This is a genomic window from Anaerotruncus sp. DFI.9.16 (assembly GCF_024461615.1).
Taxonomy (GTDB): Bacteria; Bacillota; Clostridia; order Oscillospirales; family Ruminococcaceae; genus Anaerotruncus; species Anaerotruncus massiliensis.
On record NZ_JANFZX010000039.1, the window covers coordinates 1 to 26,947 of the forward strand.

Annotated in this window: 25 protein-coding genes; 4 read left to right on the forward strand and 21 right to left on the reverse strand. The window is 64.1% G+C overall.

The annotated features are described in order from the left end of the window. Positions 1–48: 48 nt before the first annotated feature. From xdhC to NE609_RS12620, 5 genes are all read right to left on the reverse strand, one after another. Entirely contained in the window at positions 49–534 is a 486-nt protein-coding gene (gene xdhC / locus NE609_RS12600; protein ID WP_121586392.1) for a xanthine dehydrogenase subunit XdhC, read from the reverse strand. After that, on the reverse strand, positions 528–1,415 hold the full coding sequence (gene xdhB / locus NE609_RS12605) for a xanthine dehydrogenase subunit XdhB (RefSeq protein WP_256152698.1): 888 nt from the start codon (positions 1,413–1,415) through the stop codon (positions 528–530). The genes xdhC and xdhB overlap by 7 nt, the downstream gene beginning before the upstream one ends. Before the next feature lie 16 nt (positions 1,416–1,431). Beyond that, a complete protein-coding gene (gene xdhA, locus NE609_RS12610; protein WP_256152699.1) occupies positions 1,432–3,726 on the reverse strand; it encodes a xanthine dehydrogenase subunit XdhA in 2,295 nt (764 codons plus the stop codon). Positions 3,727–3,917: 191 nt separating this feature from the next. Next, complete coding sequence (locus NE609_RS12615; protein ID WP_121586395.1) at positions 3,918–5,342, reverse strand: NCS2 family permease; 1,425 nt, start codon at positions 5,340–5,342, stop codon at positions 3,918–3,920. A gap of 206 nt (positions 5,343–5,548) precedes the next feature. Beyond that, positions 5,549–6,829 carry an amidohydrolase family protein gene (locus NE609_RS12620; RefSeq protein ID WP_256152700.1) on the reverse strand — a complete coding sequence of 427 codons (1,281 nt, stop codon included), beginning with the start codon at positions 6,827–6,829 and terminating at the stop codon, positions 5,549–5,551. A 271-nt stretch (positions 6,830–7,100) separates the two neighbouring features. Between NE609_RS12620 and NE609_RS12625 the strand changes: the two genes are divergently transcribed. Then, positions 7,101–7,850 carry a GntR family transcriptional regulator gene (locus NE609_RS12625; RefSeq protein WP_101551860.1) on the forward strand — a complete coding sequence of 250 codons (750 nt, stop codon included), beginning with the start codon at positions 7,101–7,103 and terminating at the stop codon, positions 7,848–7,850. Between the two features lie 216 nt (positions 7,851–8,066). On the opposite strand, the gene NE609_RS12630 is transcribed toward NE609_RS12625, so the two are convergent. Then, complete coding sequence (locus NE609_RS12630; protein ID WP_256152701.1) at positions 8,067–8,195, reverse strand: hypothetical protein; 129 nt, start codon at positions 8,193–8,195, stop codon at positions 8,067–8,069. 12 nt (positions 8,196–8,207) lie between these two features. Next, a complete protein-coding gene (locus NE609_RS12635; protein ID WP_121586397.1) occupies positions 8,208–9,362 on the reverse strand; it encodes a sodium ion-translocating decarboxylase subunit beta in 1,155 nt (384 codons plus the stop codon). Positions 9,363–9,815: 453 nt separating this feature from the next. Here NE609_RS12635 and NE609_RS12640 point away from each other — a divergent pair, with 453 nt between their 5' ends. Next, on the forward strand, positions 9,816–9,977 hold the full coding sequence (locus tag NE609_RS12640; protein WP_158595584.1) for a hypothetical protein: 162 nt from the start codon (positions 9,816–9,818) through the stop codon (positions 9,975–9,977). A 107-nt stretch (positions 9,978–10,084) separates the two neighbouring features. Here the strand turns inward: NE609_RS12640 and NE609_RS12645 are convergent, their stop codons facing one another. From NE609_RS12645 to NE609_RS12655, 3 genes are all read right to left on the reverse strand, one after another. After that, complete coding sequence (locus NE609_RS12645) at positions 10,085–10,636, reverse strand: TIGR01440 family protein (RefSeq protein ID WP_121586398.1); 552 nt, start codon at positions 10,634–10,636, stop codon at positions 10,085–10,087. Between the two features lie 62 nt (positions 10,637–10,698). Continuing rightward, positions 10,699–11,244 (reverse strand): DUF4352 domain-containing protein, encoded by a 546-nt coding sequence (locus tag NE609_RS12650; RefSeq protein WP_121586399.1) that lies wholly within the window; start codon positions 11,242–11,244, stop codon positions 10,699–10,701. A gap of 126 nt (positions 11,245–11,370) precedes the next feature. Next, entirely contained in the window at positions 11,371–12,720 is a 1,350-nt protein-coding gene (locus NE609_RS12655) for an MATE family efflux transporter (RefSeq protein ID WP_121586467.1), read from the reverse strand. Between the two features lie 280 nt (positions 12,721–13,000). On the opposite strand from NE609_RS12655, the gene NE609_RS12660 reads away from it, so the two are divergent. Further along, positions 13,001–13,456 (forward strand): MarR family winged helix-turn-helix transcriptional regulator, encoded by a 456-nt coding sequence (locus NE609_RS12660; protein ID WP_256152702.1) that lies wholly within the window; start codon positions 13,001–13,003, stop codon positions 13,454–13,456. A gap of 56 nt (positions 13,457–13,512) precedes the next feature. Here NE609_RS12660 and NE609_RS12665 read toward each other — a convergent pair whose 3' ends face one another. The 11 genes from NE609_RS12665 to NE609_RS12715 all read right to left on the reverse strand — a co-directional run bounded on the left by NE609_RS12665 (position 13,513) and on the right by NE609_RS12715 (position 25,969). Beyond that, positions 13,513–14,619 carry an SIS domain-containing protein gene (locus NE609_RS12665; RefSeq protein WP_256152703.1) on the reverse strand — a complete coding sequence of 369 codons (1,107 nt, stop codon included), beginning with the start codon at positions 14,617–14,619 and terminating at the stop codon, positions 13,513–13,515. Between the two features lie 17 nt (positions 14,620–14,636). Then, positions 14,637–15,212, reverse strand: a complete 576-nt coding sequence (locus NE609_RS12670; protein WP_121586402.1) for an SIS domain-containing protein — start codon at positions 15,210–15,212, stop codon at positions 14,637–14,639. 30 nt (positions 15,213–15,242) lie between these two features. Further along, a complete protein-coding gene (locus NE609_RS12675) occupies positions 15,243–16,091 on the reverse strand; it encodes a glycyl-radical enzyme activating protein (RefSeq protein WP_256152704.1) in 849 nt (282 codons plus the stop codon). A 9-nt stretch (positions 16,092–16,100) separates the two neighbouring features. Next, positions 16,101–18,170 (reverse strand): pyruvate formate lyase family protein, encoded by a 2,070-nt coding sequence (locus NE609_RS12680; protein WP_256152705.1) that lies wholly within the window; start codon positions 18,168–18,170, stop codon positions 16,101–16,103. A gap of 46 nt (positions 18,171–18,216) precedes the next feature. Further along, the gene (locus tag NE609_RS12685; RefSeq protein WP_256152706.1) at positions 18,217–19,395 is read right to left on the reverse strand and encodes an ROK family transcriptional regulator; all 1,179 of its coding nucleotides are present in this window, start codon (positions 19,393–19,395) and stop codon (positions 18,217–18,219) included. A gap of 35 nt (positions 19,396–19,430) precedes the next feature. Continuing rightward, positions 19,431–20,195 carry a deoxyribose-phosphate aldolase gene (gene deoC, locus NE609_RS12690; protein WP_121586406.1) on the reverse strand — a complete coding sequence of 255 codons (765 nt, stop codon included), beginning with the start codon at positions 20,193–20,195 and terminating at the stop codon, positions 19,431–19,433. A 6-nt stretch (positions 20,196–20,201) separates the two neighbouring features. After that, positions 20,202–21,182: an ROK family protein gene (locus NE609_RS12695; RefSeq protein ID WP_256152707.1), complete on the reverse strand. Its 981-nt coding sequence runs from the start codon at positions 21,180–21,182 to the stop codon at positions 20,202–20,204. A 40-nt stretch (positions 21,183–21,222) separates the two neighbouring features. Continuing rightward, positions 21,223–22,230 carry an ABC transporter permease gene (locus NE609_RS12700; RefSeq protein ID WP_121586407.1) on the reverse strand — a complete coding sequence of 336 codons (1,008 nt, stop codon included), beginning with the start codon at positions 22,228–22,230 and terminating at the stop codon, positions 21,223–21,225. Continuing rightward, complete coding sequence (locus NE609_RS12705) at positions 22,220–23,731, reverse strand: sugar ABC transporter ATP-binding protein (protein WP_256152708.1); 1,512 nt, start codon at positions 23,729–23,731, stop codon at positions 22,220–22,222. The genes NE609_RS12700 and NE609_RS12705 overlap by 11 nt, the downstream gene beginning before the upstream one ends. Positions 23,732–23,769: 38 nt before the next feature. Further along, the gene (locus NE609_RS12710; protein WP_158595587.1) at positions 23,770–24,774 is read right to left on the reverse strand and encodes an ABC transporter permease; all 1,005 of its coding nucleotides are present in this window, start codon (positions 24,772–24,774) and stop codon (positions 23,770–23,772) included. 124 nt (positions 24,775–24,898) lie between these two features. Then, on the reverse strand, positions 24,899–25,969 hold the full coding sequence (locus NE609_RS12715; RefSeq protein WP_121586410.1) for a sugar ABC transporter substrate-binding protein: 1,071 nt from the start codon (positions 25,967–25,969) through the stop codon (positions 24,899–24,901). Between the two features lie 280 nt (positions 25,970–26,249). Between NE609_RS12715 and NE609_RS12720 the strand changes: the two genes are divergently transcribed. Beyond that, entirely contained in the window at positions 26,250–26,897 is a 648-nt protein-coding gene (locus NE609_RS12720; RefSeq protein ID WP_256152709.1) for an SIS domain-containing protein, read from the forward strand. Positions 26,898–26,947: the final 50 nt, after the last annotated feature.

Here is a 26,947-nt window from a genome sequence, read left to right on the forward strand (position 1 = left end):
CGGCCCCGCCGCCGGCGCGGCGGGGCCGCCCGGGACCGGATCAACAGGTTATTTCCCGACGACCCTGTAGGTCTCATTGACGATCCGTTCCATCGCGTTGAGGATATTCTGATAGCCGGTGCAGCGGCAGAGGTGGCCGGAGATGAGCTTGCGCAGCTCCTCGCGGCTGTACTTTTTGCCGGTGCCGACAATCTCCACCGCCGTCATGATGAGTCCCGGCGTGCAGAAGCCGCACTGGACCGCCGCCTCCTCGATGAACGCCTGCTGGATGGGGGACAGCTCCCCGTTCGGGCCGCGCAGGCCCTCGACGGTGAGGATGTGTTTCCCCTCCGCCCACACAGTCAGGTAGATGCAGCTGTCGATCGCCTCGCCGTCCACCAGCACGGTGCAGGCGCCGCATTCGCCGACCTCGCAGCCGCGCTTGACGCTTGTGAGCCCCAGGCGGTTGCGCAGCGTGTCGAGCAGGCTCTCCCGCTCGTCGACCGCCAGCTCGACCGGTTTGTCGTTGACCGTCATCTGAATCAATTTCAGCATTCTACCGCACCTCCCGCATGGATGATCGCCTGTTTCAGGGCGCGCCGGCTGAGTTCGCGCACAAGCTGGAGGCGGAACTCCTTCGAGGCGCGCCAGCTCGTGCGGGGATTGACCTCCCCGGCGGCCGCCTCCGCCACCGTCTGGAAGAGGTCCGACCCGATTTTCCGCCCGCGCGCCAGCTCCTCCGCCTTATGGCAGCGGATGGGAGTGGGCGCGGCGACGCCAAACGCCAGCCGCAGCTCCTCCACGGCGGATCTGTCCGCCGTGAGCTTCACATGAACCGCGCAGCCGAGCGTCGCGATGTCCATCGCGTTGCGCTGCGCGTATTTGATGTAGTGGCCGCCGAAGCCGTCGTAGTCCGCCTTCGCGATCCGGATGGCGGTCAGCAGCTCGCCGTGCGCGAGGTCGACCTTCCCAGGGCCGCGGTAGAAATTTTCCAGCTTCACCCGGCGCACGCCGTTCGGGCCGGTGAGCTCGAGCTCGGCGTTCAGCGTCAGCAACGTCGAGGCACTGTCCGCGCTCGTCACGCCGTTGCAGACGTTGCCGCCGATCGTGCCGATGTTCCGCAGCTGCGGTCCGCCCGCCTGGTCGACCGCGTCGCCGAGCGCGGGCAGGTGCTCTTCGACCAGCGGGTCGTTGGTGACGTGGGAAAAGGTGGTCGCCGGGCCGATGACGATCGTGCCGTCCGGCTCGAGCGAGACGCCCTCCAGCTCCCGGATGCCGTGGATGCTCACGAGCGAGCAGCCCGCGAGCTTGCCCTCGCGGATCTTGACGAGCACGTCGCTGCCGCCGCAGATGACGACGGCGGACGGGTCCTTCACAAGCGCCGCGATCGCGTCGGGGACGCTCTTTGCCAGGTGGATTTTCTCGATATCGTACATCCCTTCGTCCTCCCCTCTATTGGATGAGCCCGGCGGCGGTGAACTGTTCGACCAGCTTCTGCGGGTTCAGCGGCAGGCTGTCGACCGCCACGCCCGTCGCGTTGAGCACCGCGTTGCGGATGGCGGGGGCCGGCGGGATGGCCGGCGGCTCGCCGAGCGATTTGTTTCCATACGGCCCGCTCGGGTCGATCGTCTCCACAAAGCCGACGTTAAGCTCCGGGGTGTCCATCGCGGTGGGCAGCTTGTAGTCAAGCAGGTTGCCGTTGAGCGGGCGGCCGCGGTCGTCGAAGCGGAGCTGCTCGCCCAGCGCGTAGCCGAGCCCCATGCTCATGCCGCCGTGGACCTGCGCCTCGGCGAGCTGCGGGTTGATGAGCACGCCGCTGTCATGGACGTTGATGATGTCGAGCACCTTCACCTTGCCCAGCGGGATGTCGACCTCCACCTCCGCGAAGCAGCAGCCGAACGAGAAGGTGTTGTCCTTGCAGTGGTAGGTCTCCTCCGCCGTGATATGTACCGAGCGGTCGAGGCTGTAGAACGCCTCCATCGCGAGGTCGGCGAGCTCGACGAGCTTTTCGCCGGTGTGCGCGTCCACCACCGCGCTGTCCCGCAGGTCCATCGTGTCGGCCGGGCGCTTTTTGAGGTAGGCCGCGTAGTCGAGGATGCGGGCCTTAAACTTCTCGGCGGTCTTTTTGACCGCCATGCCGCTCACATAGGTCTGGCGGGAGGCGTAGGCGCCCGTGTCGAAGGGGGCCACGTCGGTGTCCTGCACCGTGACGATGTGGATGTCCTCCAGCCGGATGCCCGTCGTCTCGGCGGCCATCTGGGTGAAGACGGTGTCGGCGCCCTGGCCGATCTCGGTCGCGCCCATCTGGAGCTGCGCCGAGCCGTCCTGGTTAAGGATGAGCCGCGCGCTCGCCGTCTCGAGCGAGATCGGGTAGACGCCCGTCTTGTAGCTGAAGAGCGCCATGCCCACCCCGCGCCGGACGGGGCCGGTCTGGCCGCGGTAGGCCGCGCGCTTTTCGTCCCAATGGATGTGCGCCTTGCCCTTTTCGATGCAGGCGAGCAGCCCGCTCGAATAGCAGGTGATGCCGGTGCCCGGGTCGACGTAGCCGGGCTTCATGCAGTTCTTCTCGCGCAGCTCGACCGGGTCGAGCCCCAGCCCCCGCGCGATGTCGTCCATGTGGGCCTCCATCGCGAAGTCGACCTGCGGGATGCCGTAGCCGCGCATCGCGCCGCCCGACGGCAGGTTCGTATAGACGGTATAGGCGTCCGCGTCGAGCACCTTTTCATCCTGGTAGAGGTGCCGGTAGGCGTTGGAGGCGTTCGCCACGATCGCATGGCCGTGGGAGGCGTAGCCGCCCTGGTTGGACCACGCCTCGAACTTGCGCGCCACGAGCCGGCCGTCGGGGCGCACGGCGGTTTTGAGCTTGAATTTGATCGCGTGGCGGGTGCGGGTGCAGGAGAAGGTCTCCTCGCGCGAAAGCTCGATCTTGACCGGGCGCCCGCCCACCTGCATCGTCAAAAAGGCGTTGAGCGGCTCGTAGAGGACCTCCTGCTTGTTGCCGAAGCCGCCGCCGATATAGGGCTTGATGACGCGGATCTTCCCCCACGGGATGCCCAGCGCCTGTCCGCAGACGCGGCGGACGATGTGGGGGATCTGGGTGGAGGAGACGACGACGACCCGCCCCTTTTCCATATAGGCGTAGGAGACGGGCACCTCGATGTGGCAGTGCTGGACCGCCTGGGTGTCGTACTCCCCCTCGAAGACCCGCAGGGAGGGGTCCGCCTTCACGATCTCGTCGAAGTCCCCCTCGCCGATCGTGAAACGGCTGTGCGCCAGCAGGTTGTCGGGGCGCTCCTCGTGGATGACCGGCGCGTCGGGCGCGAGCGCCTGCTCGACGGTGGTGACGGCCGGGTACTCCTCATACTCCACGCGGATGAGCCGCGCGGCGCAGGAAGCGGCCACTTCGTCCTCCGCGACGACCGCGGCGATGTCGTCGCCGTAGATGCGCACCCGCCGGTTGAGCAGCATGCGGTCGGCGACGTCCTGGTGCGCGGGTTCGACCGACCAGGGATGGCCGGGGGTGGGGTACTGAATCTGCGGCGAATCGAAGCAGGTGACGATCTTCACCACGCCGGGGACCTTCTCCGCCTCCGAGAGGTCGAACGATTTCACCAGCCCGTTGGCGATCGTGCTGCGCACGACCTTGGCGACCAGGCAGTTCGCGGGGCGCAAATCGTCGGTGTATTTGGCCCCGCCGGTCACTTTCTCGTATGCGTCCACGCGGGTGATGCTCTTTCCGATTCCCATATGACAAGCCTCCTTGCGAATAAATTAGAGGGATCGATTTATAACGGCAAGCCGCGCAGCGCGGCAGGGTGTTCATTAGTCATAAGTAATACTATTCCGGCGAGAAAAAAACAGAACCGCACCAGCGGGGATAAACAAGGTGCTTTTGCCTCCCGCCCGCGGCGGGAGGCAAAAGCACGGGACGGCGGCAATCAGCCGGTCGTCATGAACGCGAAACGGAGTACGAAGAGGATGACGAGGACCACGGTGAAGGGCTTGATCTCCTTGTATTTGCCGGAGAGCAGCTTGATGAGCACGTAGGTGAACAGGCCGAACGCGATGCCGTTGGCGATCGAATAGGTGAACGGCATGAAGGAAACCGTCACGAAGGAGGGGATCGCCTCGGACATGTCCGAGAAGTCGAGGTCCTTGATCGAGCTGAGCATCAGCACGCCAACGAAGACGAGCGCCGGAGCGGTCGCAGCGCTGGGGATGATGCCGACGATCGGGGCGATGATGATCGACGCGAGGAAGAGGATCGAGGTGGTCAGGGAGGTGAGTCCCGTGCGGCCGCCCTCGGCGATGCCGGTGCTCGACTCGACGAAGGTCGTCGCGGTGGAGGTGCCCAGGCAGGCGCCCACGGTGGTCGCGATCGCGTCGGACATCATGGCTTCACGCATGCGGGGCATCTCGCCCTTATCGTCGAGCATCTTGGCCTGGCGGGCGGTGCCCAGCAGGGTGCCGATCGTGTCGAACATGTCGACAAGCGAGAAGGAGATGACGATCATCACGAGGGTAAAGATCATCTGGAAGATGTTCGTCGCGCCCGCGAAGAGCCCGCCGAAGTCCATCTTGAAGAGGGAGACGTTGACGAAGTCGGAGAACTGCCGGCCAACGTCGAGCGAGAAGCCGTGGAAGGAGGTCACACCGAGCGGAATGCCGACGATCGTCGCCACGACGATGCCGATGATGATCGAGCCCTTGATGTTGCGGGCGTGCAGCGCGCCGATCACGACGAGGCCGATAAGCGCGACGATTGCGGAGCAGATCAGCCCGTGCAGCTCGGGATCGCCCATCTTGGAGAAGTCGACGAGCGCCACGAGGGTGGACGAGTTGGAGACCACGAGACCCGCGTTCTTAAGCCCGATGAGCGCGAGGAAGAGGCCGATACCGGCGCTGATCGCTCCGCGCACACAGTGCGGGATCGCCTTGACGACCGCCTCGCGGAAGCCGACCGCCGTGATGAGGATGAACAGGATGCCGGAGATGAAGACGATTGCCAGCGCCTGTCCGTAGGTATAACCCATGGTGAGGACCACCGTGTAGGCGAAGAAGGCGTTGAGCCCCATGCCGGGTGCCTGCGCAAAGGGGACCTTCGCGTACATCGCCATCAGGAAGGTGCCGAAGAAGGAGATCAGGCAGGTTGCAAAGAATACGCCGTTCTGGACCTGCGCGGCGTATTCCGCCTGTCCCATGATGTTGAAGGGGTCGGCGAGCATGGTCGGGTTGACGACGATGATGTACGCCATCGCCACGAAGGTCGTGAAGCCGGCCAGCACCTCGGTCTTCACGTTGGTGTGGTTCTTTTCGAGCTCAAAATAGCGCTCAAAGAACCCCTTCTCTTTTGTCTGTGTCATTGAATTACCTCCTCACAGTTTGCATCTGGCCGCGCGGCATTGCCGCAGCCGCACGGCGCGAATGGTTTCCGGCCCTCCGGCCGGACTGCTTCTATGAGATGCGCGGCCTCGGGTGGTCCGTCCGCTTCCGCGCGCCCATACAAAAACTGTTCCGCCGCCACGGGCGGCCGGGGGAATGTCCTGACAGGCATGGGTTCCGATCTGTTTTATCTGACGCGCGCGCCCGCGACATATTTGCCGCGCACGCAGCGCCCGTCGTCCAGGTAGAGGATCCGCTCCAGCCGCTCCACCGGGGTGAGCGCCTGCGGATGCGGGAAGCCGCTGTCGTCGAGCACGACCGCGTCGAACTCGTACCCCTCCTCGAAGGAGCCGACCTTCCCGAAGAATTCCCCGCCGCCCTTGGTGCCGAGGTAGAACGCCTCCGGCACGGTCAGCGGCCGGAGGGAATCGTCGAGCAGCCGCCAGCGCAGCTTGGAGGCCTGCACCGCGTCCGCCATCGCGCGGAAGACGGAGAGCGAAAAGCCGCCCGCGATGTCGGTGCCGAGCCCGACCTTCATGCCGCGGTCGAGGTAGGCGCGCACCGGCGCGACGCCCGATGCGAGGTTCGTGTTCGACTGGGCGCAGTGTGCGATGAAGACGCCGCGCGCCTGCATGAGGTCGATCTCCTCCCCGGTGCTGTGCACGCAGTGGGCCATGATCGTCGGGGCGTCCCCGCCGAAGAGGCCGAACCGGTCGTAGGCGCCGCCGTAGCAGCCTGACCAGGGGCAGAGCTCCTTCACCCACGCGATCTCGGAGAAGTTCTCCGACAGGTGGGACTGCACCGGAAGGCCCGTCTCCCTCTGAAGCTTTCCGAGGCCCTCCATCAGCTCGTCGGTGCAGGAGGGGGTGAAGCGCGGGGTGAGGATCGGGGCGACGTTCCTGTACTTCCCCTTCGTCTCGGAGATCCACCGCGCGGTGTCCTCGAGCGAGGCGGCCGCGCTCTCCTCCCGCAGGATGTCGGGGCTGTTGCGGTCCATGTTGACCTTGCCCACCAGCGCCCTGACGCCCGTCTCCTCAATGAGGTCCATCAGCAGCTCGGTCGCGGGGCGGTGGATCGTCCCGAACACCGCCGCCCGGGTGGTCGGGGAGGCCGCCAGGTCGTCCGCGAAGATGCGGTAGGCCCTCCCGGCGTAGGCGGGATCGGCGTATTTGGCCTCCTCGGGGAAGGTGTGGGTGTTCAGCCAGTCGAGCAGCTCGAGGTCCATGCCCAGCGCCCGGAAGGAATACTGGGGCGCGTGCAGGTGCAGGTCGACGAGCCCGGGGATGACCAGCCTGTCCCCGCAGTCCTCGACGGGAATCCCCTTGAACCGCTCGGGCAGCTCGGTAAAAACGCCGGCGGTCTTCCCTTCCTCGCAGACGAGGTAGCTTTCCGGCATGCAGACAATCGCCCGCGGGGTCGGCGTATGCAGAATATGGCCCCTGAGCGCGAAAGTTGTCTTCTCTAACATAATACTGCCTCCAGAAGATTTTTGCAATCGCCGCTTGTGTTTTTGACAAATATCGAGTATAATTGAACATATACTTCTTCCAAACCCGGCGATTGTGGAAAGTTTTTGTGTGTTTCGCGTATAAGTCATACTTATTACTTCATAATGATATCCTATTTAAAGTATGAAAGCAAGATTCATTTTCCATAAAATAGTTTGAGGCGGATTGTGAGTTCTCACAGTCGCGCCCGTCCGCCATGCGGGCGATTTCGCAGGAAAGAGGGAATCGGCCATGCCAGCAGAATACGAACTGCCCCACCTCGGGGGAAAGCTGATGTCCACGCAGGTCAGCGCGCTGCTTATCCGGGAGCTCTCGGAGGGCGTTTTCCAGCAGGCGGACCGGCTGCCCAGCGAGGTGGAGCTGTCCGAACGGCTCGGCGTCAGCCGCACCGTCATCCGCGACGCCCTCTCCGACCTCGAGCGGGAGGGGCTCATCGAGCGGGTGCGCGGCATCGGGACCGTCATCAACCGCGAGATTGTCAACCTCACCAGCCGCCTCGACCTCAAGTTCGAATATAACGAGCTCATACGCGCCGCGGGCTACACCCCCCACAGCGACAGCATCTCCCTGCGGGTCGAATACGCCGACGAGGAGCTCGCCGAAAAGCTCCAGATCGACGTGGGCGCGGGCGTGATCGTCTGCGAAAAGCGGGTGCTCGCCGGCAGCATCCCCGTCATCTACTCGGTCGACTACCTGGCGCTCTCCCTCTTCGACGGCATGAGCTACGCCGACATCGACTGGTCGGAGCCGATCTTCGATATCCTCGACCGCCACTGCGGGCTGATCGTCGTCACCGACATCGCCCGCGTCTCGGCCACCAACGCCACTCCCGCCATCCGGCAGAAGCTCGGCGTCCCGGACGGGGACGCGCTGCTCCTGCTCGACGAGGTCGGCTTCTGCAAGCTGAGCCGCCCGGTGCTGCGTTCGCTGGAGTTCTATACCGACTTCTTTGATTTTACCATGCTGCGCAAGAAATTTTAACCCTCAAAACCAAAAGGGCGGACGGCCTCTGGCCGTCCGCCCTTTTTGCGCGGGGTCACTCCCCCCGCTTAACATATTCCACGGCCATCGCCGCCAGCCCGAGCAGGAGCATCCGCCCCGAAAGCGCCGGCGGCGGAACCATTCCCAGCTCCGCCACGGTGGCCTCCTTCTCCTTGCGGACCGGCGCCGGGGCGCGCCGGAACGCGCCCGCGGGTTCTATTCCTCCGGTTTTTTGCCGCCGAACTTCGCCAGCAGCGCCACCAGCCCCATGATGAGGAGCATGACGGCGAAGATGCCCGCCATGCCAAGGCCCATGATCTCCAGGGAAATGATGAAGTTTTCCATTTCACAGCCTCCTTACAGGAAGAGCGGGACGAGATAGAGCAGGATCCCGCCCGCGATGACCGATCCGATCTGCCCCGAGACGTTCGCGCCGATCGCATGCATGAGCAGGTGGTTCTGGTTATCCTCCTTGAGCGCCATCTTCTGGACGACGCGCGCCGACATCGGGAAGGCGGAGATGCCCGCCGCGCCGATCATCGGGTTGATCTTTTTCCCCTCGGGCAGAAAGACGTTCATGAGCTTCGCGAAGAGCACGCCGCCGATCGTGTCCATCACGAAGGCCGCCAGCCCCAGCAGCATGATGACCAGCGTCTGTGGGGTCACGAAGGCGTCCGCCTGCATCGAGAAGGAGATCGTCAGCCCCAGCAGCAGCGTGATGATGTTGGCGAACTCGTTCTGCGCCGTCTGGGAAAGGGAATTGAGCACCCCGCATTCCCGCAGCAGGTTGCCGAACATCAGAAAGCCCACGAGCGCCACCGACATCGGCGCGACCAGCCCGGCGATGACCGTCACGAGGATCGGGAAGAGGATGCGGGTCCTCCGGGTCACGTCCTTGGGGTGGTAGGGCATCCGGATGCGGCGTTCCTTCCGGGTGGTGACGAGGCGGATGGCAAACGGCTGGACGATCGGCACGAGCGCCATATAGGAGTAGGCCGCCACCGCGATCGCCCCGAAATAGGGGGTGCCAAAAATCTTCGAGACGAGGATCGAGGTGGGGCCGTCGGCCGCGCCGATGATGCCGATCGAGGCCGCGTCCGCGAGGGTGAAGCCGAACCACGGCCCGAGCAGGGTCACGAGCGAGAAGGTGAAGAAGATACCGAACTGGGCCGCCGCGCCGAAGATCATCATCTTGGGGTTGGAGAGCAGCGGCCCGAAGTCGATCATCGCGCCGATGCCGATGAAGAGCAGGATGGGCAGCGCCTCCGACGCGTCGATCAGCGTCTGGAAGAGCCACTGGATGATGCCCGGCGCGGGGATGCCGCCCTGGAGCACCTGGTCGAGCACCCCGGAGAAGGGCAGGTTCACAAGGATCGCGCCGAAGCCCATCGGCATGAGCAGGGCGGGCTCGAACCCCTTTTCGATCGCCAGATAGATGAGCAGCCCGCCGATCGCATACATGACCAGCTGCTGCCAGGTGATGGCCGTGACGCCGCGCAGCAGAAATTCCATTTGCAACTCCCCTTTTCCTGATTTATCTTGCCCCGCCGCCAAACAAAAAAGACCTGTGTTCCGGAAAACGAAACACAGGTCTTGTCATTTCAAGTTAAACCACGGCCAAATGGCCCAAGATGTTGATTTAACTGCACCGAACGTGCCGACTACTCCCCCGGGGCGATTCAGTTTTCAAATGCGCATGTTGCTACAAATATATCTTAGCACAACCCGCCCCCTTTGTCAATTCCTCCCTGCGCGCGCCTCCATTTTGCAGCAGAATCCCCGCAGACTTGCATTTTATGCGGATTTGTGCTATCATTGATACTGTTGAACGAATGGAGGCGGTCGGCATCTTCCGGGAATCCCAGCAGGGCGAAGCGCCCTTTTGTGCAGGATTTTTCGCGGTGGAGTGCAGGAGGGCCGCTGTACGCAACGGAACCGTTGAATGGAAATGCGAGGTGTTTTCCCATGTCCACCACAAAGAACCTATCCAGCATGAAAAGCCGTCTCACCATTTACAAGCTCGGCCTGCGCCGCGCCGAAACGCATGGCAATCAGGACGAGATCACCAAATGGGAGAGCAGCATCGCCGCCCTCGAGCAGGAGATCGACGAGCTGGATAACCAGTGAGGCCCCTGCCCCCGGCGGGCCATAAGGCACAGACAGACGGCCGCCCGCGGGGCGGCCGTTTTGATCCCCGCAAAGAAAAAAGCCGCCCAAGAGGGCGGCTTTTTTGGTTACAGCAGGTCCTCGTCGTAGTGGGCGCGGGCGCCGCCGATAAACTTGGGGCGGGTGCGCGCGCAGACGACGTTCGCCTCGCCGATGCGCTTCACCTGGATGCGCACCGGCACCGCGACCTCGCACAGGTGCATGCCGATCAGCGTGTCGCCGATGTCGATGCCCGCCTTCGCGCGGACATGCTCGACCGCGACGGGGGCATCGAAGCCCGCCCACGCGGCTGTGGCAAAGGAGCCGCCCGCCTTGGGCTGGGGCACCACGTTCACCGGCTCGAGCCGGTAGAGGCGCGCCGCCTCCCGCTCGAGGATGAGCGCGCGGTTGAGGTGCTCGCAGCACTGCGCCGCCAAAAAGATGCCCGCCCGCGCGAGCACGGGGTGGACGCCCTCAAAGATCGCCGCCGCGATATCGGTGTTGGAGGCGGAGCCGATCCGCTCCCCCGCCACCTCGCTCGTCGAGCAGCCGACCACCAGGATGTCTCCCCGCTGGAGCCGCGCCTGCGGCAGCAGCTCCAGCACCGCGCGGCGCGCCTCTTCACGAATCTGTTCGAGCATCGTTCCCATCCTTTCCGGCGGCGGAACATCCCGCCGCGTCAGCTTTTAATTTAAAATCCCGTTCAGCCCACGGAGAAGGGGATGAAGTAGCTGTTCCCCTCGAAATCGTCGTCCCAGACTTCGATATACCGGAGGCTGAAGCCCTTCGCGTCGGCCGGGGCGACAAAGATCAGGTCGCCCGTGCGGCTCTCGCCCTTGAAGAGCTCATACTCGTCGGGGAGCTGTCCCTCGGCGAACTCCGATTCGGGATAGACCGTCGTATCTCCCATGCCGTCCCAGGTCAGGGTGAAGTCGGTATAGAACATGGGGATCTTCGCGTCGTCCTCAAAGGTGTTCTTCACGGTAATGTTGACCACCACAAAGGTGTGGTTCGGGTCGGTGGGGGTATAGTCCTCGATCTCCGGCTCCATGCGCGCGGAGTTGACCGTGTACTCAAAGAACGCGGTCTTCGCGGTCTCCCCTTCCGAATGGGAGGTCGTCTGGCCGTGCGCGCGGCCGTCCGCCTTGATCTCGGTGCCCACGTCTTCGAGAACGTCCTTCGCGCCGCATCCCGCGGCGGCGAGCAGCAGGCAGCCGGCGAGCAGCAGTGCGGCAAGTTTCTTACCCATAGTGAATTCTCTCTCCTCATAATAAATTATTGGGGGGTTCCGCGTCCATTATACCAGTTTCTCCATGACGGATGCAATCGTTTCTCCGCCAATTTTTCCGCGCTGATGCGGTGAATTTTCAGGCAATCAGCCCTCCGCCGCGCTTCCCTCGAGCGGCTTGATTTCGGAGCGGTAGAGGTGGCGCATGTAGATCACGCAAAGGGTCAGCGAAAAGAGCTCCGCGAAGGGGAAGGCCCACCACACCGCCGAGAGCCCGCCGAACCGGGCGAGGAGGAAGGCGGAGGGCAGCAGCACGACCAGCTGGCGGACGACCGAGACGGTGAGGCTGAGCAGGCCGTGCCCGAGCGCCTGGCAGACCGAAAGGGTAATGATGCAGAACCCGGCGAAGAGGAAGCTCAGGCTGATGATCCGCAGGGCGGGCACGCCGATGGCGAGCATCGTCTCGGAGGCGTTGAAGATTGAAAGCAGCTGCGGGGTGAAGAGCCAGAAGATCACGAGTCCGAAGGTCAGCATGCCGACCGCGTACAGGACGCTCAGCCGGATGGTCTGTTTCATGCGGTCAGGCTTGCGCGCGCCGAAGTTGTAGGAGATGATCGGCACCATGCCGTTGTTGAGCCCGAAGGTGGGCATGAAGACGAAGCTCTGGAGCTTGAAGTAGACGCCGAACACCGCCGTGGCGGTCGAGGTGAAGGCGATGAGGATCTTATTCATGCCGAAGGTCATCACCGAGCCAATGGAGGCCATGACGATCGAGGGAAGCCCGACCGAATAGATCTTGCGAACGACGCGGCCCTCGGGGCGCAGGATCCGCCGGGAGAGGGCGATCTCGTGGTTTTTGCGCAGGTTGAACCAGAGGGCGAGCGCCGCCGCGACGATCTGGCCGATGACGGTGGCGATCGCCGCGCCCGCGACGCCCATGCGCGGGCAGCCCAGCAGGCCGAAGATCATGATCGGGTCGAGGATGATGTTGATGATCGCGCCGGTGCCCTGCGTGATCATAGTATAGAAGGTGCGCCCGGTCGACTGGAGCAGCTTTTCCAGCGTGACCTGCCCGAAGAGCCCGAAGGAGCAGACGCAACAGATCGTCAGGTAGGAAACGCCGTCCTCGACGATCGCGGCGTTGCCCGTCTGGAGCAGGAAGAAGGGCCGCGTCAGGAAAATCCCGCCCAGCGCGAATGCCAAAAAGCTCATAACCGCCAGGAAAACGCCGTTGTCGGCGGTCTTGTTGGCAAGCTCGAAGTTTTTCTCCCCCAGGCTTTTGGAGAGCAGGGCGTTGATGCCCACGCCCGTGCCGGTACCCACGGCGATCATCAGGCTCTGCGCCGGGAAGGCGAGCGAGACGGCGGTCAGGGCGTTCTCGCTCAGCCGCGCCACGAACATGCTGTCCACGATGTTGTAAAGCGCCTGCACGAGCATCGACACCATCATCGGCAGCGACATCGAGATGAGCAGGCGGTTGACGGGCATGACTCCCATCTTGTTTTCAGCGGGCAGGTCCCGCCGCTCGCCCGCGGCAGCCGCCCCTTCCGTCCGGCCCTCCCGGACGTCAAGGTTCTTTCCCAATCTGTTCCCTCCCGGATCGTTGGCTTTGCAACGATTGAAAGCCAAAAATCTCAATTTTTTTTGTTTAATCTTTCCGACTGGTCTATTCTAAGCCAGATAAATTTAATTGTCAAGCGGTTATTTTCTTGACTTTCCCGACAGGGGCAATTAAAATAAGGTTGCACTGGAAACTTGATTGAAAAGGACGATGCCTATGTCCGGCGACCCGCAGCCCAACCTCCTCAAGCTGATCTCCCTGGTCCACCGCAAGACGCAGATGTATTTGAACGGCCGGGTCGAGCCGCTCGGGCTCACAAGCGGGCAGGTGCCCTTCCTCCTGATCGCCTGCGAGACCGGCGGGGCGGCGCAGAACCAGTTCTGCGCCCTGCTCGATATGGATAAGAGCACCGTCGCCAAGACCCTCTCCCGGCTGGAGGCGCAGGGCTATGTGCGGCGGCGGGCCGTCTCGGGCGACGGGCGCGCGTTCGACGTCCTCCCCACCGACCGCGCCCGCGACGTCTGCCCCTTTCTCCAAAAAATCGGCGACGACTGGATGGACGAGCTCGCCTCCGGGCTGACCGATATCGAACGCGCCATCTTTTCCCAGATGCTCCTGAAGGTCGCGCGGAACGCCTCGCGCCATTTTTCGGAGCCCGGCGCGCCCGAGTGACACAATGATTAAAAGGAGCGGCGCCCGCGGGCGCCGCTCCTTTTTCGATTCCTTCTTTAAGCCTCCACGATCGCGTGCAGCTCGGTGAAAATTTCCGGGTAGGCCTGCGTCAGGGTGCTGAGGCCCAGCTCCCGCGCCGTCAGGTGGCTCAGCACCTGGAAGGGGACGAGATACTCGACCGCGCTCAAAAAGGGCAGGTCGAGAAAGTCGCTGACCAGCCAGTTGGGCTGCCGCCCGGGGGTACGCCCCGAACAGACGAGCACGCAGTTTTTACTCTTTTTCGCGAACCACCGGTAGATCTCCCGCGCCCGTTCCCGCTCGGGGCCGTCCTCGGCACAGACGAAAAAGACGACCGAGTCCTCCTTCACGCCGTAGCCGCTGCCGTGGAGGAACTCCTCCAGCTCGTAGGCCATCGAGGGCCTGCGGGTGGTCTCGAGGATCTTCAGGCAGGACTCCTGGAGCGTCCCGTAGCAGGGGCCGTACCCCACGAAGCGGTAGGCGTCCGCCGCGAGCATCATCCCGCGGTGATCGGCGTACCACGCCTTCGCGGCGTCGGCCGCGCGGCCGCAGCTTTCGGGCAGCCGCTCAAAGCCGTCCATCCAGCGGCGGTATTCGTCCGCGTCCAGCCGCCCGAGCGCGCGGGCCGCCTCCACCGCGCAGAGCAGCAGGATCACCATCGACGCCACATGCCCCCTGCTCTCGGGGAAGGACTCCTCGAAGCCGGTGGGCTTTTCGATGACGATGTCGCACTCCCGCGCGAGGGCGCCGCCGGGCGACAGGGTCGTGCAGAGCACGGGGATCCCCGCCGCCCGCGCGAGGCGCGCGCTTTCGATCGGGCCCGTCGTCCGACCGGTCTGCGCCGGGCAGATGAGGAGCATCTCCTCCGGGCGGTAGACGCCGTTCGCGTTGAAGGGCGCGTGGCGGTTGAGGACGGCGGGCAGCGAGCTGCTGGCTTCCACGCCCAGCAGCCTTTCCATGCACATGCCCGCCACCACGCAGACCGAGTGGGGGGAACCGTTCCCGCTCAGGTAGACCCGCTTTACGGGGTGGCTCAAAAAGTGCTTCACAAACGCGGCGGTGTAGCGTTCCCGGTCCCTGACGATCCGCCGGATATCGTCCGGTTCCGCCTCGATATAGCGGAGCATGGTATTTTCGTCGCGCATTGTTCCCTCCGCGGCCGTCAGGCAGAAAGCACCTGCGGGTGTGTTTTGAAATAGTAGACGAACAGGTGCAGGATCATTGAATGGATGTCCTCGATCATCTCGTAGCTCGTCAGCGGGACGATGAGGTTCGCGTCCGCGTAATCCCTGACGAGCCCGCCCTCAAAGCCGGTCAGCCCGATGATGGGGGACCGCTTCCGTTTGGCGTGCTCGCACGCCTTGATCAGGTCGGGGGACTTGCCGCTCGCGGACACGAGGATCAGCACGTCGCCGGGGTCGAAGAGGTTCTCCATCTGCTGGGAGAAAATCTCGTCGAAGGCGATGTCGTTTCCGAACGCGGTGATCTTCTCCACGTTGGAGGAGAGCGACTGGATGCGGAACCGCCGCACGCCGGGCGTCTGAACCGCGTTCTTCCCGAAGTCGCAGGAGAAGTGATTCGCGGTGCCCGCGCTGCCGCCGTTGCCGGCGATGAACACCTGCCGATCGTTCCGGTGGGCCTCGGTCAGGATGTCGACCGCCTTCTGGAATTCCGCAGGGTCCAGCCGGGCGATCGTCTCGGCGATCATATCGGTATAAGCCTTTAAAAATGCTTGCATATCGGTTTTCCCTTTCTTCGAGCCCGGCCCTCAGGGGATGAAGACCGGGATGCCGTTTTCTTCAAAGACGCGCGCGAACGGCTCGAGCGAGGGGGTCTCGCGCGTGTAGCGGAAGGGGTATTCCTTCCCGAGCAGCTCGTATTTCGCGCCAGCCGTCTGGTGGTAGCGCAGCAGCTCGAGCCGCTCCAGCCCTTCGGCCCCCCTGACCAGCGCCGCCGTGCGCTCCATGTTTTCCACGCTGTCGTTCACCTGCGGGATGACGGGGATGCGGATGATAAACGGCCGGCCGCTCTCCTTTAAGAGCGCGAGGTTTGCGAGGATCCGGTCGTTCGGCACGCCGGTGTATTCCCGGTGCGCTTCGCTGTCCGCGTGCTTAATGTCCATCATCACGAGGTCCACCCGCCCGAGCATCTCCCGGAAAACCTCCGCAGGCACGTGCCCGGAGGTCTCCACCGCGAGGTGCAGCGGCTTTAAAAAGTCCATCGTCTCAAAGAGGAACCCCGGCTGCGCCAGCGGCTCCCCGCCCGAAAAGGTCACGCCCCCGTTTTCCGCGAGGAAGGCGCGGTTTTTGAGCAGGATGTCCGCCAGCTCCCGGCTGGAAAGCTCCCGGGCCGCAAACCGCCGCAGGTTTTTGGGACAGGCCCGGATGCACTTCCCGCAGAGGATGCAGTGGTCCGGGCTGGGGCACACCGCCTCGCACGCACCGCAGTGGATGCAGCCGTTGCTCCCGCGCAGGACCTCCTGCGAAAAGGAGAGCCCCTCGGGGTTGTGGCACCACTTGCAGCGCAGCGGGCAGCCCTTGAGAAAGACGGTCGTGCGGATGCCCGGCCCGTCGTGGACGGCGAATTCGTTGATGTCAAAGACCAGTCCCCGCTCCATGCCGCCGCCTCACAGGGTCATCGCGGCGCGGGCGATGATGTGGTCCTGGTACTCCCGGCTCAGTTCGACGAAGTAGCCGCTCCAGCCCCACACCCGCACCACCAGGTTGCGGTAGTTTTCCGGCTCGCGCTGCGCCTTGCGCAGCAGGTCGGAATTGACGGCGTTGAGCTGCAGCTGGTGCCCGCCCATCAGGATGAAGGCGCGCACGAGCATCGCGACCTTGTCGATCGCCTCCTCGTTGCGGAAGACGCTGTCGTGCAGCTCGAGCGTCACCGGCCCGCCGTTGCACACCTTGCGCAGGTCGGGCTTGCAGAACGACTTGAACATCGACACCGGCCCGTTCAGCCGGACGTTGAGGCTGGGAGAATAGTTGGCGGGCAGCGGCTCCCCCCGCAGCCTTCCGTCGGGGGAGGCCCCCATGTCCTCGGACATCCACATGTAGTACATGGCGGAGCCGGTCCCGGGGCGGTAGCGGCCGCCGAACCCGTTGCGGTAGTGGGAGAGCACGCGGGCGTACATGTCGACCAGCCGCACGGCGATCCCGTCGGCGCGGTCGTCGTCGTTGCCCATCTTGGGCGCGTCGAACCGCAGGGTGTGGTGGAGATCCTCCCACCCCTCGAAGTTGCGCGCCACCGCGTCGATCAGCTCGTGCGGCAGGACGCTGCCGTCGTCGTAAACGACCTTCTTGATCGCGGCCAGCGAGTCGACCGCCGTGGCGATGCCCGGGCCGTGCAGGCCGAAATTGTTGTACTTCGCGCATTTGGAGATGTCGCGCCCTATGGAGACCGCCTGCTTGGAAAGCAGGGAGTGCATCGGCGAGGGGCGCGGGGCGGTGTTGTGGAAGACGGCGTCGATCCTCGCCATCTGCGCCTCCATCTCCCCCTCGAGGCAGTCCATAAACGCGTCGAAATCGGCGCACTCCTCCAGATGCTCCTCCATGCAGCGGTTGACCAGCTTCACAAAGGGCATCGCCTCGTAGTTGATCCCCTCCGCACCGTACCCGGGGATGACGAATTCCCAGCAGCCCGCGACCGCGTAGTCGCGCGCGTCCTCGAGCTCGTAGCCCCAGCCGGTCAGCGCAGGGATGACGACGTCGTCGTTGCAGTACTGGGGGAAGCCGAGCCCCTTCTTTGTGAGGCGGCTGCCCAGCCGGAAAACCTCCATCGGCGTATTTTTGTCCACCCGCAGGTTGATCTTCGGGTCGATGACCGCCAGCTCGAGGCTCGCCCGGATGCAGAGCTCGCTCAGCTCGTTATAGGCGCAGTTTCCCTGCGCGTCCACGCCGCCGAGCACCATCGCCTGGCCGCTGTCCCCCTGCTGGATGCCGAAATAGATGTCGGTGTCCCGGTTGAGGGAGATGAAGAAGTCCTCCACCAGCTCGAGCGCCTCCTCCTTCGTCATGCCGCGCGCGCGATCGGCGGCGAAGAAGGGGAACATATACTGGTCAAACCGCCCGAGCGGCGAATGGGTCGGATTCTCATAGCGCAGCGCGAAGTTGAGGAACTTCAAAAACTGCAGCGCCTCCAAAAAGCTCCCCGCGCCCTGCCGCGGAATTTTGGAAAAGGTGCGGCGGACCGTCTCGTTGCCCTGCGCCTCCGCCGCGTCGCGGATGCGGTCGGCGAACGCCTCCAGCTCGTCGATGAGCAGGAGCTGGTTCTTCCAGAACGCGCGCGCCTCTTCCTCCTCCCCGCGCTCCACGAGCCGGGAGGTCACCTCGGCGCGCAGGCCCTCGAGCCCAACCGTGATCGCGTGGCCGTACTCCGCCACATTGTTGGAGATGCCGCCGATCGTCGGCTCGTTAAGCATGTGGCTGATCCGCCCGTCGAGGTACCCGTAGGAGCCGTGAGGAAACTCGGGCATGCGCAGCATCACCCGCGTGCCCGCGATCCGCTCCCACGGGAAGACCACGATCTCTTCGCTTCGCATGACGCGCGCGTGGGCGCGCGTCGCCTTCTCCTCGTCGCTCAGAGCGGGATCCGCGAGGATATCCGTCAGGTCGACGGGGATCTCCCGCCGCAGGCGCTTGTGGTCGCGGCGGTTGACAAAATAGTCCAGCTGCTTTTCAATATATTCAGTCATCGGGATGTCCTTTCCGCCCGCGGACGGCGTCCTGCCGGGAGGCTCTTCAGCCGTCCACCTTGAGCTGGGGCGCTTTGAAGAAATTTTTGACGATCATCGAGCAGCCGCCGAGCGCGAAGGTCCTGCCCGTCAGCTTGCCGCGCAGCACGCGCGGCTGGAAGTCGGACGAGGGGCCCAGCAGCTTTTCGATGTTCTCTCGGACGATCGCGAAAAAGGTGCCGTCGTCAACGCAGTCCTCGATGATGACGGTCTGAATGTCATAGAGGAGCATGGCGTTGACGACCGCCATCGCCAGCTTGATTCCCGCGTCCCCGAGGACGGCCATCGCCAGAGGCTCCCCCTCCTGCGCGCGGGAGACGATCGTGCAGTAGTCCGCGGGGCGCTCCGCCCCCCGCGCATAGTTGATCTCCACCGCGCCGGTGGTCGCGTAGCATTCGAGGCAGCCCCGCTGGCCGCACCGGCAGGCCGGCCCCTCGGGGTCGAGGACCGTATGGCCGAGGTAGCCCGAGTTGCCGAAGCCGCCCTCGTAGCTCTTCCCGTTGAGGAAGACCGCCATGCCGATGCCCACCCGGCGCGCCACATAGAGGAAATTCTTGGGCAGCGCGGGCTGCACGGTGCGTTCGGCCGCCGCGAGCAGGTGGATGTCGTTGCGCACGGTGACGGGGACGCCCAGCTTCATCGACAGTTGGGCGGCGATGTCGCCGCCCTGCCAGATATGGTCCATGCGGTCCATGCGCACGGCGAGATTCCTGGCGATGTCCACCCGTCCGGGGATGCCCAGGCCGATCCCGATCAGGTTCTCCGTGGCGATGTTCAGCCTGCGCATCCCCTCGCGGATCGCGTTCACGAGGTTCTCCTCGATGTCCTCCATCGTCTCCCCCGGCAGGCAGTCCCACTCCTGGGAGTAGAGGACCTTCTCCCGCAGGTCGGAAAAGGCGACGCGCACCGGCGGGTACTCGAGGTCGACGCCCACCGCGAAGTAGCGGCGGAGGTTGAGGGTGTACATGATCGGCTGCCGCCCGCCCATCGATTCGCCCAGGCCGGCGCGGTAGATGAGGCCCCTGGTGTCGAGCTCCTTGAGGATGTTGAGCACCGTCGGCCGGCTCAGGCGGGAGAGGGTCACGATCTCCTCCACCGAAAGCGGGTCGTTTTTCAGCAGCACTGCCAGCACCAGATACTCGTTCGCCTGCTTGATGATCTTATTGCTGTTTGCCGCTTTCCTCATTTCACGCAACACCTTTACAAAATACCTTTACAAATTCAGCAGTCCTGCTTTGGGGGCTGGTTATCCATCGACGCGGAATGGGCCTTGGCGTCCCCCGTGACGATCTGCGGCGTGCGGCTCGTCCCCAGCCGGTCTGCGCCGGCGGCGATCATCCGCTCCGCGTCCTCGCGGGTGTTGATATTGGTCGACGCCTTGATTTTCATCGCGTCCCCGACCGTCTGCCGGATCAGCCGGACATCCCGCTCCCGCGCGCCGTCCGTTCCGAAGCCGGTGGAGGTCTTGACGTAGTCCGCGCCCGCCTGCTGGCAGAGCAGCGACGCCGCGACGATCTCCCGGTCGGTGAGGTAGCAGGTCTCGATGATGACCTTGACCTTCGCGCGGCCCGCGGCCGCGGCCACGACCCCGGCGATATCCCGGCGGACGAGCTCATAGTCCTTTTCACGCAGGGCGCCGATGTTCATCACCATGTCCACCTCGTCGGCGCCGTCCTCAACGGCGAGCGCCGCCTCCATCGCCTTCACGCAGGAGCGGTTGGCTCCGAGCGGGAACCCGATGACGGTGCAGGTGTAGAGCCCGGTCCCCCGCAGCAGCTCGTGGACGTAGGCCACGTGCACCGGGTTGACGCAGACCGACGCGGCGCCGTAGCGGACGGCCTCCTCGCAGAACCGTTTGACCGTCTCCCGGGTCGTGTACGCCCGCAGGACGGTGTGGTCGCAGTATTTGCCCAGCGGCTTCTCCGCGGCCTTGTCGGAGGGAAAAACTTCCTCCCTGACCTGCTCAATTATACCATTCTTCTCCATGGAATATCAACAGCTTCCTTTCCTGATAAGTTCGGGGTGCCCCGCGCAGTAGACCGCCCCGGCGATGACCGCGTCGTCCATCATCACGCTCTGTTCGATCGTGTAGTGCCCGCGGCAGGAGATGAACGCGATGCGGTCGGTGTATTCGCGCACCCGGTCGAGGAGCAGATCGCCCATCTTGGCGACGCCGCCCCCGATAATGACCAGCTCGGGGGACATCAGCGTGAGGACGTTGCTCAACCCGATGCTGTAGCTCCTCGCGATCCGGTCGACCTCCTCCAGCGCGAATGGGTCCCCCGCGCGGGCCGCGTCCTCCAGCATCCGGCAGCTGATCCCCGCCGGTTTCCCCCCGCACATCTCCATGATCCGCGAGCCCGCGGGGACATATCCCGGCCGGCGCAGCCGCCGTTCGATCCCGAGCCCGGAGCAGATCTCCTCCACCCGGGTCATCGCCCCCGGCTCGGGCGACTGCCAGTCGGGGATGTAGGTGTTGCCGAAGTAGGCCGCGCCGTAGCCGACGCCGTCGTAGTAGACCCGGTCGATGAAGAAGGCGCCGCCGATGCCGCTGCCGATGTTGGTGTAGAAGACGTTGCCGGCCTCCTTCCCCCTGCCGAGGTAGAGCTCGGAGAAACCGCCCGAGACGGTGTCGTTGAGGACTTCCGCCGGCATCGAAAAGGTCTCTTCCAGCCACCCGCGCAGCGGGAAGTCCTCCCAGCCGGGCACCTGCACCGAATTGAGGGTCCTGCCCGTGCTGCTTTCGATCTCCCCACCGAAGCCGGCCGCGAGGGACCGGACCCTGCCGCCGAACCGCTCCTCCATCCGCAGCAGCTCGGGGACCTTGGCGGACAACCAGTCGAGCACGTCTTGGGCCCCGCGGGGCAGCGGGATCTTCCCGGTGATCGTGTGCAGCAGCCTGCCGTCGGCGGTGCCCAGCGCGGCCTGCTGCTTGGTCGCGCCGATCTCAATGCCGATATAGAGGTTTTCCATCATGCCATGACTCCTTATCGGGTGTAATGTTTGCCTGCGCTCAGCGCAGCTCGCCTTTGTAGTTCACGCTGTCGAGCAGAACCGCGACGAAGATGATGAGGCCCTTGACGATGGTGTAGGAGTAGGGGGACGCGTTGAGCATCGTCAGCCCGTTCATGATCGTCTGGATCAGCACGATGCCGATCAGCGCGCCGGGGATGATGTTCCCCTTGCCTCCGAAGAGGCTCGTGCCGCCGAGCACCGCCGCCGAGATCACGACGAATTCGTTGCCGTAGGAGAAGCTCGAATAGACGTTCGCCACCTGGCCGGCCAGCAGCAGCGCGGCGATGCTCGCCGTGATGCCGCAGAGCAGGAAGGCGAGGAACTTGACCCGCGCCGTGTTGATGCCGACGCTCTTGGCCGCGGCCTCGTCGTTGCCGACCGCGTCGATGTGCCGCCCGAAGGGGGTCTTGCGGTAGAGGAAGGCGAAAATGAGCACCATCACGAGCTGCAGGATGACCACCACCGGGAACCGGATGGGGCCGACGACGCTCTGGGAGAAGGGGGACAGCTCGCTCATGTAATAGACCTTGGAGCGGGAGATGATGAGCCCCAGCCCGCGCGCGATGCTCATGGTGGCCAGCGTGACGATGAAGGAGACGATCCCAAATTTGCCGACCAGCAGGCCGTTGAAGGCGCCGAACACAGCGCCGATGCACAGCCCCACGAGCCAGACCGCGAGGATCGCCCAGCCGTTGCCGGCCAGCCCGTTGTCGCGGAACTTTTCGAGCACCAGCCCGCAGATGACGCCCGTCACGTACATCACCTGCCCCACCGAGATGTCGGTGGAAGCAGTGGAGAGCACGAACACCATCCCGAGCACCGCGATGCCGAGCGGCGCGGCCTGCTGGAGGATGTTCAGGATGTTCGAGAGGGAGAGGAAGTTGTCGCAGACGACGCTGAAATAGACAACGACCAGCAGGAAGATGACATAGACCCCGTACTTTGTCGCAAGGGCCAGGAAATTCCCGGAGCTCCGCCGTGCGGCGGCCGTCTGGTTAGCCGGCATCCGAGATCCCCCCTTCCAGCGCGTATTGGATGATCCGTTCCTGGTCGAACGCGGCCTTCGGGATGTCCGCGACGATGCGGTCCCGGTACATGACGAGGATCCGGTCGCAGATGCCCATGACCTCCTCCATCTCGGAGGAGACGAGCAGCACCCCGCAGCCCTCCCTGGCCAGTTCGTTGATATAGGTGTAGATTTCGTACTTTGCGCCCACGTCGACGCCGCGCGTCGGTTCGTCCATGAAGAACACCTTCGGTTCGCTGGCCACCCATTTGGCGATGACCACCTTCTGCTGGTTGCCGCCCGAAAGGTTCTTGACGAACTGCCGCTGCGGGTCGGAGGTCTTGACGGTCAGCTTCTTCACAAGGTCGAGCGCCGTCCTTTTCTCGCGGCTCCGGTCGACCACGCCGAGCGCGCCGGTCATCCGGTCGAGCACGACCATCGTGACGTTCTCCTCGATCGTCTTGGGCATGATGAGCCCCTCCTGCCGCCGGTTCTCGGTGACGTAGGCGATCCCCTCACGGATGCACCTGGTGGGCGTGGGACGGGTTAGCGCCTTGCCCCTGACGAGGATTTCGCCCCCCTCCGAGGGTTCGGCGCCGAAGAGGGAGCTCAGCAGCTCGGTGCGCCCCGCGCCCATCAGGCCGAACATGCCCACGATCTCCCCCTTGCGGATTTCGAGGGAGACGGGCGACCTGCTGCCGGCGCGTACGAACTCCCGCACCTCGTAGATCGGCTCGCCGATCTCCTTTTCGATCGTCGGGTAGACCTGGTTCATCTCCCGGCCGACCATCAGCCGGATGATCTCCCGTTTGTCCAGCGCGCTGTTCTGAAAGGTGCCCACCGAGTTGCCGTCCCGCAGGACGGTGGTGCGGTCGCACAGGCGCATCACATCCTCGAGGATGTGCGAGATGTAGATGATCGAAACGCCCCGCGCCTTCAGCCCCCCGATGACCTCGAAGAGCTCCTCCTTCTCCTTGGGGGAGAGGGAGGTGGTGGGCTCGTCGAAGATGATGATCTTCGCGTCCTTTTCGAGCGCCTTGGAGATTTCAACAATCTGCCGCACGCCCATGGGCAGGCTCTCCACCCTGGTGCGGGGGGAGATGTCCAGGCGGAACAGGTCGATGTAGACCTGCGCGCGCTCCTCCATCTTTTTGTAGTCGACCGACAGCCCCCTGCGGGGGAAGCGATCCACAAAGAGGTTCTCCGCCACCGTCAGGTTGGAGAATAGGCTGAACTCCTGGCGGATGAAGGCGATGCCCGCGCGGGTCGCGTCGTTTGGGGTGGCGGGCGTGTAGACTTCCCCGCCGAGGCGCATCGTCCCGGAGTCGAACCCGTAGACCCCGCCCAGGATCGACATCAGCGTGGATTTTCCCGCGCCGTTCTCCCCCACGAGCCCCAGCACTTCCCCGGGGCAGAGGTCCAGGTTCACGCCGTGGAGGACTTCCGCGCCGTAAAAGCTCTTATGGATATTGTCCAGCTGCAACAGCGGTTGACTGCTCACAGACCGACGACCTCCTATATTGGATTCCGCGGCGCCCATCAGGCGGCCGCCGCGGCGTAGTTTTTCCTTCGGTTGGAAAGGATATCGGCCAGCGCCGCTATGATCACGATGAACCCCTTGACGAGACTGAGCACATACCAGTCCATACCCAGCAGGTTCATCACATTGCTGAGCATCGTGATGAAGATGACGCCGTAGAGGGTGTGCTTCGCGCCGCCCGAGCCGCCGAAGATGCTCGTGCCGCCGATGATGATGCTGGACATGATGTCGATGAACATCTTGTCGCCCAGGCTGGAGATGCCCGCCTGGTTGCGTGCGGTCAGCACCACGCTGGCCGCGCCCGCGTAGATCCCGCTGAGCAGGAAGAGCAGAAACACGACCCGCTTGACGTTGATGCCCGAGATGTGGCAGGATTTCGGATTGGTCCCCACCAGCAGCACATGCCGGCCGAAGATCGTCCGGGTCATGAGCCAGTGGGAGACGAGGAAGACCGCCGCCGCAATGACGATCGGCAGGAAGAACGCCTTCTCGCCGCCGATGCGGTAAAAGGCGGAGGGCAGCCCCATGATGGACGCCTTGTCGGTGACCTTGCTGGTGAAGTAGATCGCCATCCCGCTGAAGAAGAGCTGCGTCGAAAGGGTGACGATGAAGGAAGGCATCTTCAGCTTCACGACGGAGAACCCGTTGATCGCGCCCACCGCCGCGCCGATGGCGACCATCACGACGATCGCCAGCAGGATGGAAAGCCCCGTCCCCTTGAGGGGGGAGAGCGCCATGATGTACGCCCCCACCACGCTCGAGAGCGCGAGCACCGACGTGGAGGAGAAGTCGAGGCCGCCGTTGAGCACCGTGAAAGTCACGCCCAGCGAGATGATCAGGAGATCGCAGGTCTGCAGCAGCAGGTTCTTGAGGTTGTACAGGGTTGCGAAGTTGGGGACAAAGGCCGTCGACAGCACAGCCATGGCGATGATGACCAGCAGGATGGGGGACCCCAGCAGCCGGCCTGCCACGCGCTTTTTGTCAAACGTCTCTTTTAAGCTCATAACCATTCTCCTAACCTCTGGCGGATATTCGTCCGCCCGGCGCCGCGCCGCGCGGGAGCGGCGCCGGACGGATTGCAAAAACATTTACCGGTCTGCGCCGGGGACTCCCCCGGCCGGGAGGCGCTTACTTGGAGGAGTAGGCCACGTAGCCCCAGATGTCGCCCTTCACGTCGGCCCAGTTGTCCAGCGTGGCCACGATGCCGGGGTCGAGGGCGTTGAGCTCGGCCGGCTTCTCGCCGTTCGCGAGCTTGATCGCCCAGTTCATGCTCTCTTCGCCCATGAACCGCGTGTCGTTGACCGCGCCGCAGTCGACATAGCCCTCTTCCATCATCTTCGCGAAGGTGGAGTCGCCGTCGAAGGTGACGATGCGCACATGGTTGGGATCGGAAGCCGGCACCCATTTGCCGAGGGGCTCAAGCACGCTCTGGATGGTGGTGAGCATCGCGTCGGACGGGGTGATGATCAGGTTGATGTCCGGGTCCTTCTCAAAGGCGTTCTGGAGTCCCGCGTACGCCTGGTCGACCTTCCAGTCGGTGGGGATCTCCGCGACGATCTCGAAGCTGTCGGGATATTTCTCCAGGGCCTCCTTGTGGCCCTGCTGGCGCTCAAGCGCATTCTGGTCGCCGAGGCTGCCGACGAGCAGGACCGCCTTGTACTTCTTGCCCTCCTCCTGGGCCTTCTGGGCGACCCACTCGACCGACCCGGATGCCAGGGAGATGTTGTCCACGAGGACCTGCAGGCTCGGCAGCGCCTCGTCGCCCATCACCGCGCGGCTGACCATGACGATTGGCACGCCCGCCTCGTTGCACTTCTTGACGGCCGCCACGATGGCGCCGCCGTCACGCGCGCCGCAGATGATCGCGTCGCAGCCCTGCGCGATCAGGTCCTCGATCTGCTGGTTCTGCTTGTTCGCGTCGCCCTCGCAGAGGCGCTGCACCACTTCGGCGCCCGCCGCCGCGGCGGCCGCGTTCATGTTGTCGATCGTGGAGACCCAGAAGTCCGAGTCGATTGTGTCGAGGGATACGCCGATCTTCAGGGCTTTCGCGGGTTCTTCAGCGGGGGCCGTGCTCTCGGCAGGGGCCGCCGCGTCTCCGGCGGGGGCGGGGGTGGGGGCCGGGCTCCCTCCGCAGGCCGCGAGGCCCGCCATCAGGGCCAGCGCCAACACGACTGCCAACAGCTGTTTCATCTTTTTCATCCTTTTACGCTCCTTTTACATGATTATTTCATATGCCCGCGCCGCGGTTCGCGGCGGGCATCCTGAACCATCAAAAGACCGGACCGTTTTAATGTAACTATTTTTATAAATATACTTTACTTATGTTTCTAGTTTTAGCATAATCCCAACGGTCAGTCAACATATTTTCGGGATTTATGGATAGAATTACAATTCTTTTTGCCGTTTCCCGTTGACAATCCACAAACTTCTGTATAGTATATATATAAAAGTAGTTTAACAAAAAAGGAGCGGAGCCATCTTGAAAGACAGCACCAGGCAGATTCTCGACACCCTCTTCGCCCGCTACCCCCTCTCCTGCTGCGAGCGGGAGGTCCTCGGCGCCTTCACGCTGCTGCACGGCTGCTTCACGTCGGGCGGCAAGCTGCTCGTCTGCGGCAACGGCGGCAGCGCGGCCGACAGCGAGCATATCGTCGGCGAGCTTATGAAGGGGTTCCTCCTTCCCCGCGCCCTGACCGCGGCGCAGAGCCGGCGGTTCGAGGAGGCGCTCGGGAGCGAAAGCGCCTACCTCGTGGGGCACCTCCAGCAGGGCCTGCCTGCGATCTCCCTGGTCAGCCAGAGCGGGCTGGTCACCGCCTACGGCAACGACGTCGCGCCCGACATGGCCTTCGCCCAGCAGGTCTTCTCCTACGCGCGCCCCGGCGACCTGCTGCTTGGCATCACGACCTCGGGGGCGTCGGTCAACGTGCTCCACGCCCTGCGCACGGCGAAGGCCGTCGGCATCCCCTCCATCCTGCTGATGGGCGGCCGCAACCGGCAGAACGCCGCGCTGGCCGACGTCGCCGTCTGCGTGGGCGAATCCGAGACCTTCAAGGTGCAGGAGCTGCACCTTCCCATCTACCACGCGCTCTGCGCCGCCGTCGAGGAGGAGCTCTTCGGCGACTCCTGAGCGGACCGGGCAAAAAGGAGGGCCCGCGGGGACGGTCTGTCCCCGCGGGC

Coding starts and splice junctions, on each gene's coding strand:
- NE609_RS12625 (WP_101551860.1), top strand. CDS start 7,101: ATGCCAGCAGAATACGAACTGCCCCACCTCGGGGGAAAGCTGATGTCC.
- NE609_RS12630 (WP_256152701.1), bottom strand. CDS start 8,195: ATGGAAAACTTCATCATTTCCCTGGAGATCATGGGCCTTGGCATGGCG.
- NE609_RS12715 (WP_121586410.1), bottom strand. CDS start 25,969: ATGAAAAAGATGAAACAGCTGTTGGCAGTCGTGTTGGCGCTGGCCCTG.
- NE609_RS12620 (WP_256152700.1), bottom strand. CDS start 6,829: ATGTTAGAGAAGACAACTTTCGCGCTCAGGGGCCATATTCTGCATACG.
- NE609_RS12680 (WP_256152705.1), bottom strand. CDS start 18,170: ATGACTGAATATATTGAAAAGCAGCTGGACTATTTTGTCAACCGCCGC.
- NE609_RS12700 (WP_121586407.1), bottom strand. CDS start 22,230: ATGCCGGCTAACCAGACGGCCGCCGCACGGCGGAGCTCCGGGAATTTC.
- NE609_RS12670 (WP_121586402.1), bottom strand. CDS start 15,212: ATGCAAGCATTTTTAAAGGCTTATACCGATATGATCGCCGAGACGATC.
- NE609_RS12685 (WP_256152706.1), bottom strand. CDS start 19,395: ATGAGGAAAGCGGCAAACAGCAATAAGATCATCAAGCAGGCGAACGAG.
- NE609_RS12660 (WP_256152702.1), top strand. CDS start 13,001: ATGTCCGGCGACCCGCAGCCCAACCTCCTCAAGCTGATCTCCCTGGTC.
- xdhC (WP_121586392.1), bottom strand. CDS start 534: ATGCTGAAATTGATTCAGATGACGGTCAACGACAAACCGGTCGAGCTG.
- NE609_RS12695 (WP_256152707.1), bottom strand. CDS start 21,182: ATGGAAAACCTCTATATCGGCATTGAGATCGGCGCGACCAAGCAGCAG.
- xdhB (WP_256152698.1), bottom strand. CDS start 1,415: ATGTACGATATCGAGAAAATCCACCTGGCAAAGAGCGTCCCCGACGCG.
- NE609_RS12655 (WP_121586467.1), bottom strand. CDS start 12,720: ATGGGAGTCATGCCCGTCAACCGCCTGCTCATCTCGATGTCGCTGCCG.
- NE609_RS12665 (WP_256152703.1), bottom strand. CDS start 14,619: ATGCGCGACGAAAATACCATGCTCCGCTATATCGAGGCGGAACCGGAC.
- NE609_RS12675 (WP_256152704.1), bottom strand. CDS start 16,091: ATGGAGCGGGGACTGGTCTTTGACATCAACGAATTCGCCGTCCACGAC.
- NE609_RS12640 (WP_158595584.1), top strand. CDS start 9,816: ATGTCCACCACAAAGAACCTATCCAGCATGAAAAGCCGTCTCACCATT.
- NE609_RS12635 (WP_121586397.1), bottom strand. CDS start 9,362: ATGGAATTTCTGCTGCGCGGCGTCACGGCCATCACCTGGCAGCAGCTG.
- deoC (WP_121586406.1), bottom strand. CDS start 20,195: ATGGAGAAGAATGGTATAATTGAGCAGGTCAGGGAGGAAGTTTTTCCC.
- NE609_RS12650 (WP_121586399.1), bottom strand. CDS start 11,244: ATGGGTAAGAAACTTGCCGCACTGCTGCTCGCCGGCTGCCTGCTGCTC.
- xdhA (WP_256152699.1), bottom strand. CDS start 3,726: ATGGGAATCGGAAAGAGCATCACCCGCGTGGACGCATACGAGAAAGTG.
- NE609_RS12645 (WP_121586398.1), bottom strand. CDS start 10,636: ATGCTCGAACAGATTCGTGAAGAGGCGCGCCGCGCGGTGCTGGAGCTG.
- NE609_RS12615 (WP_121586395.1), bottom strand. CDS start 5,342: ATGACACAGACAAAAGAGAAGGGGTTCTTTGAGCGCTATTTTGAGCTC.
- NE609_RS12710 (WP_158595587.1), bottom strand. CDS start 24,774: ATGAGCTTAAAAGAGACGTTTGACAAAAAGCGCGTGGCAGGCCGGCTG.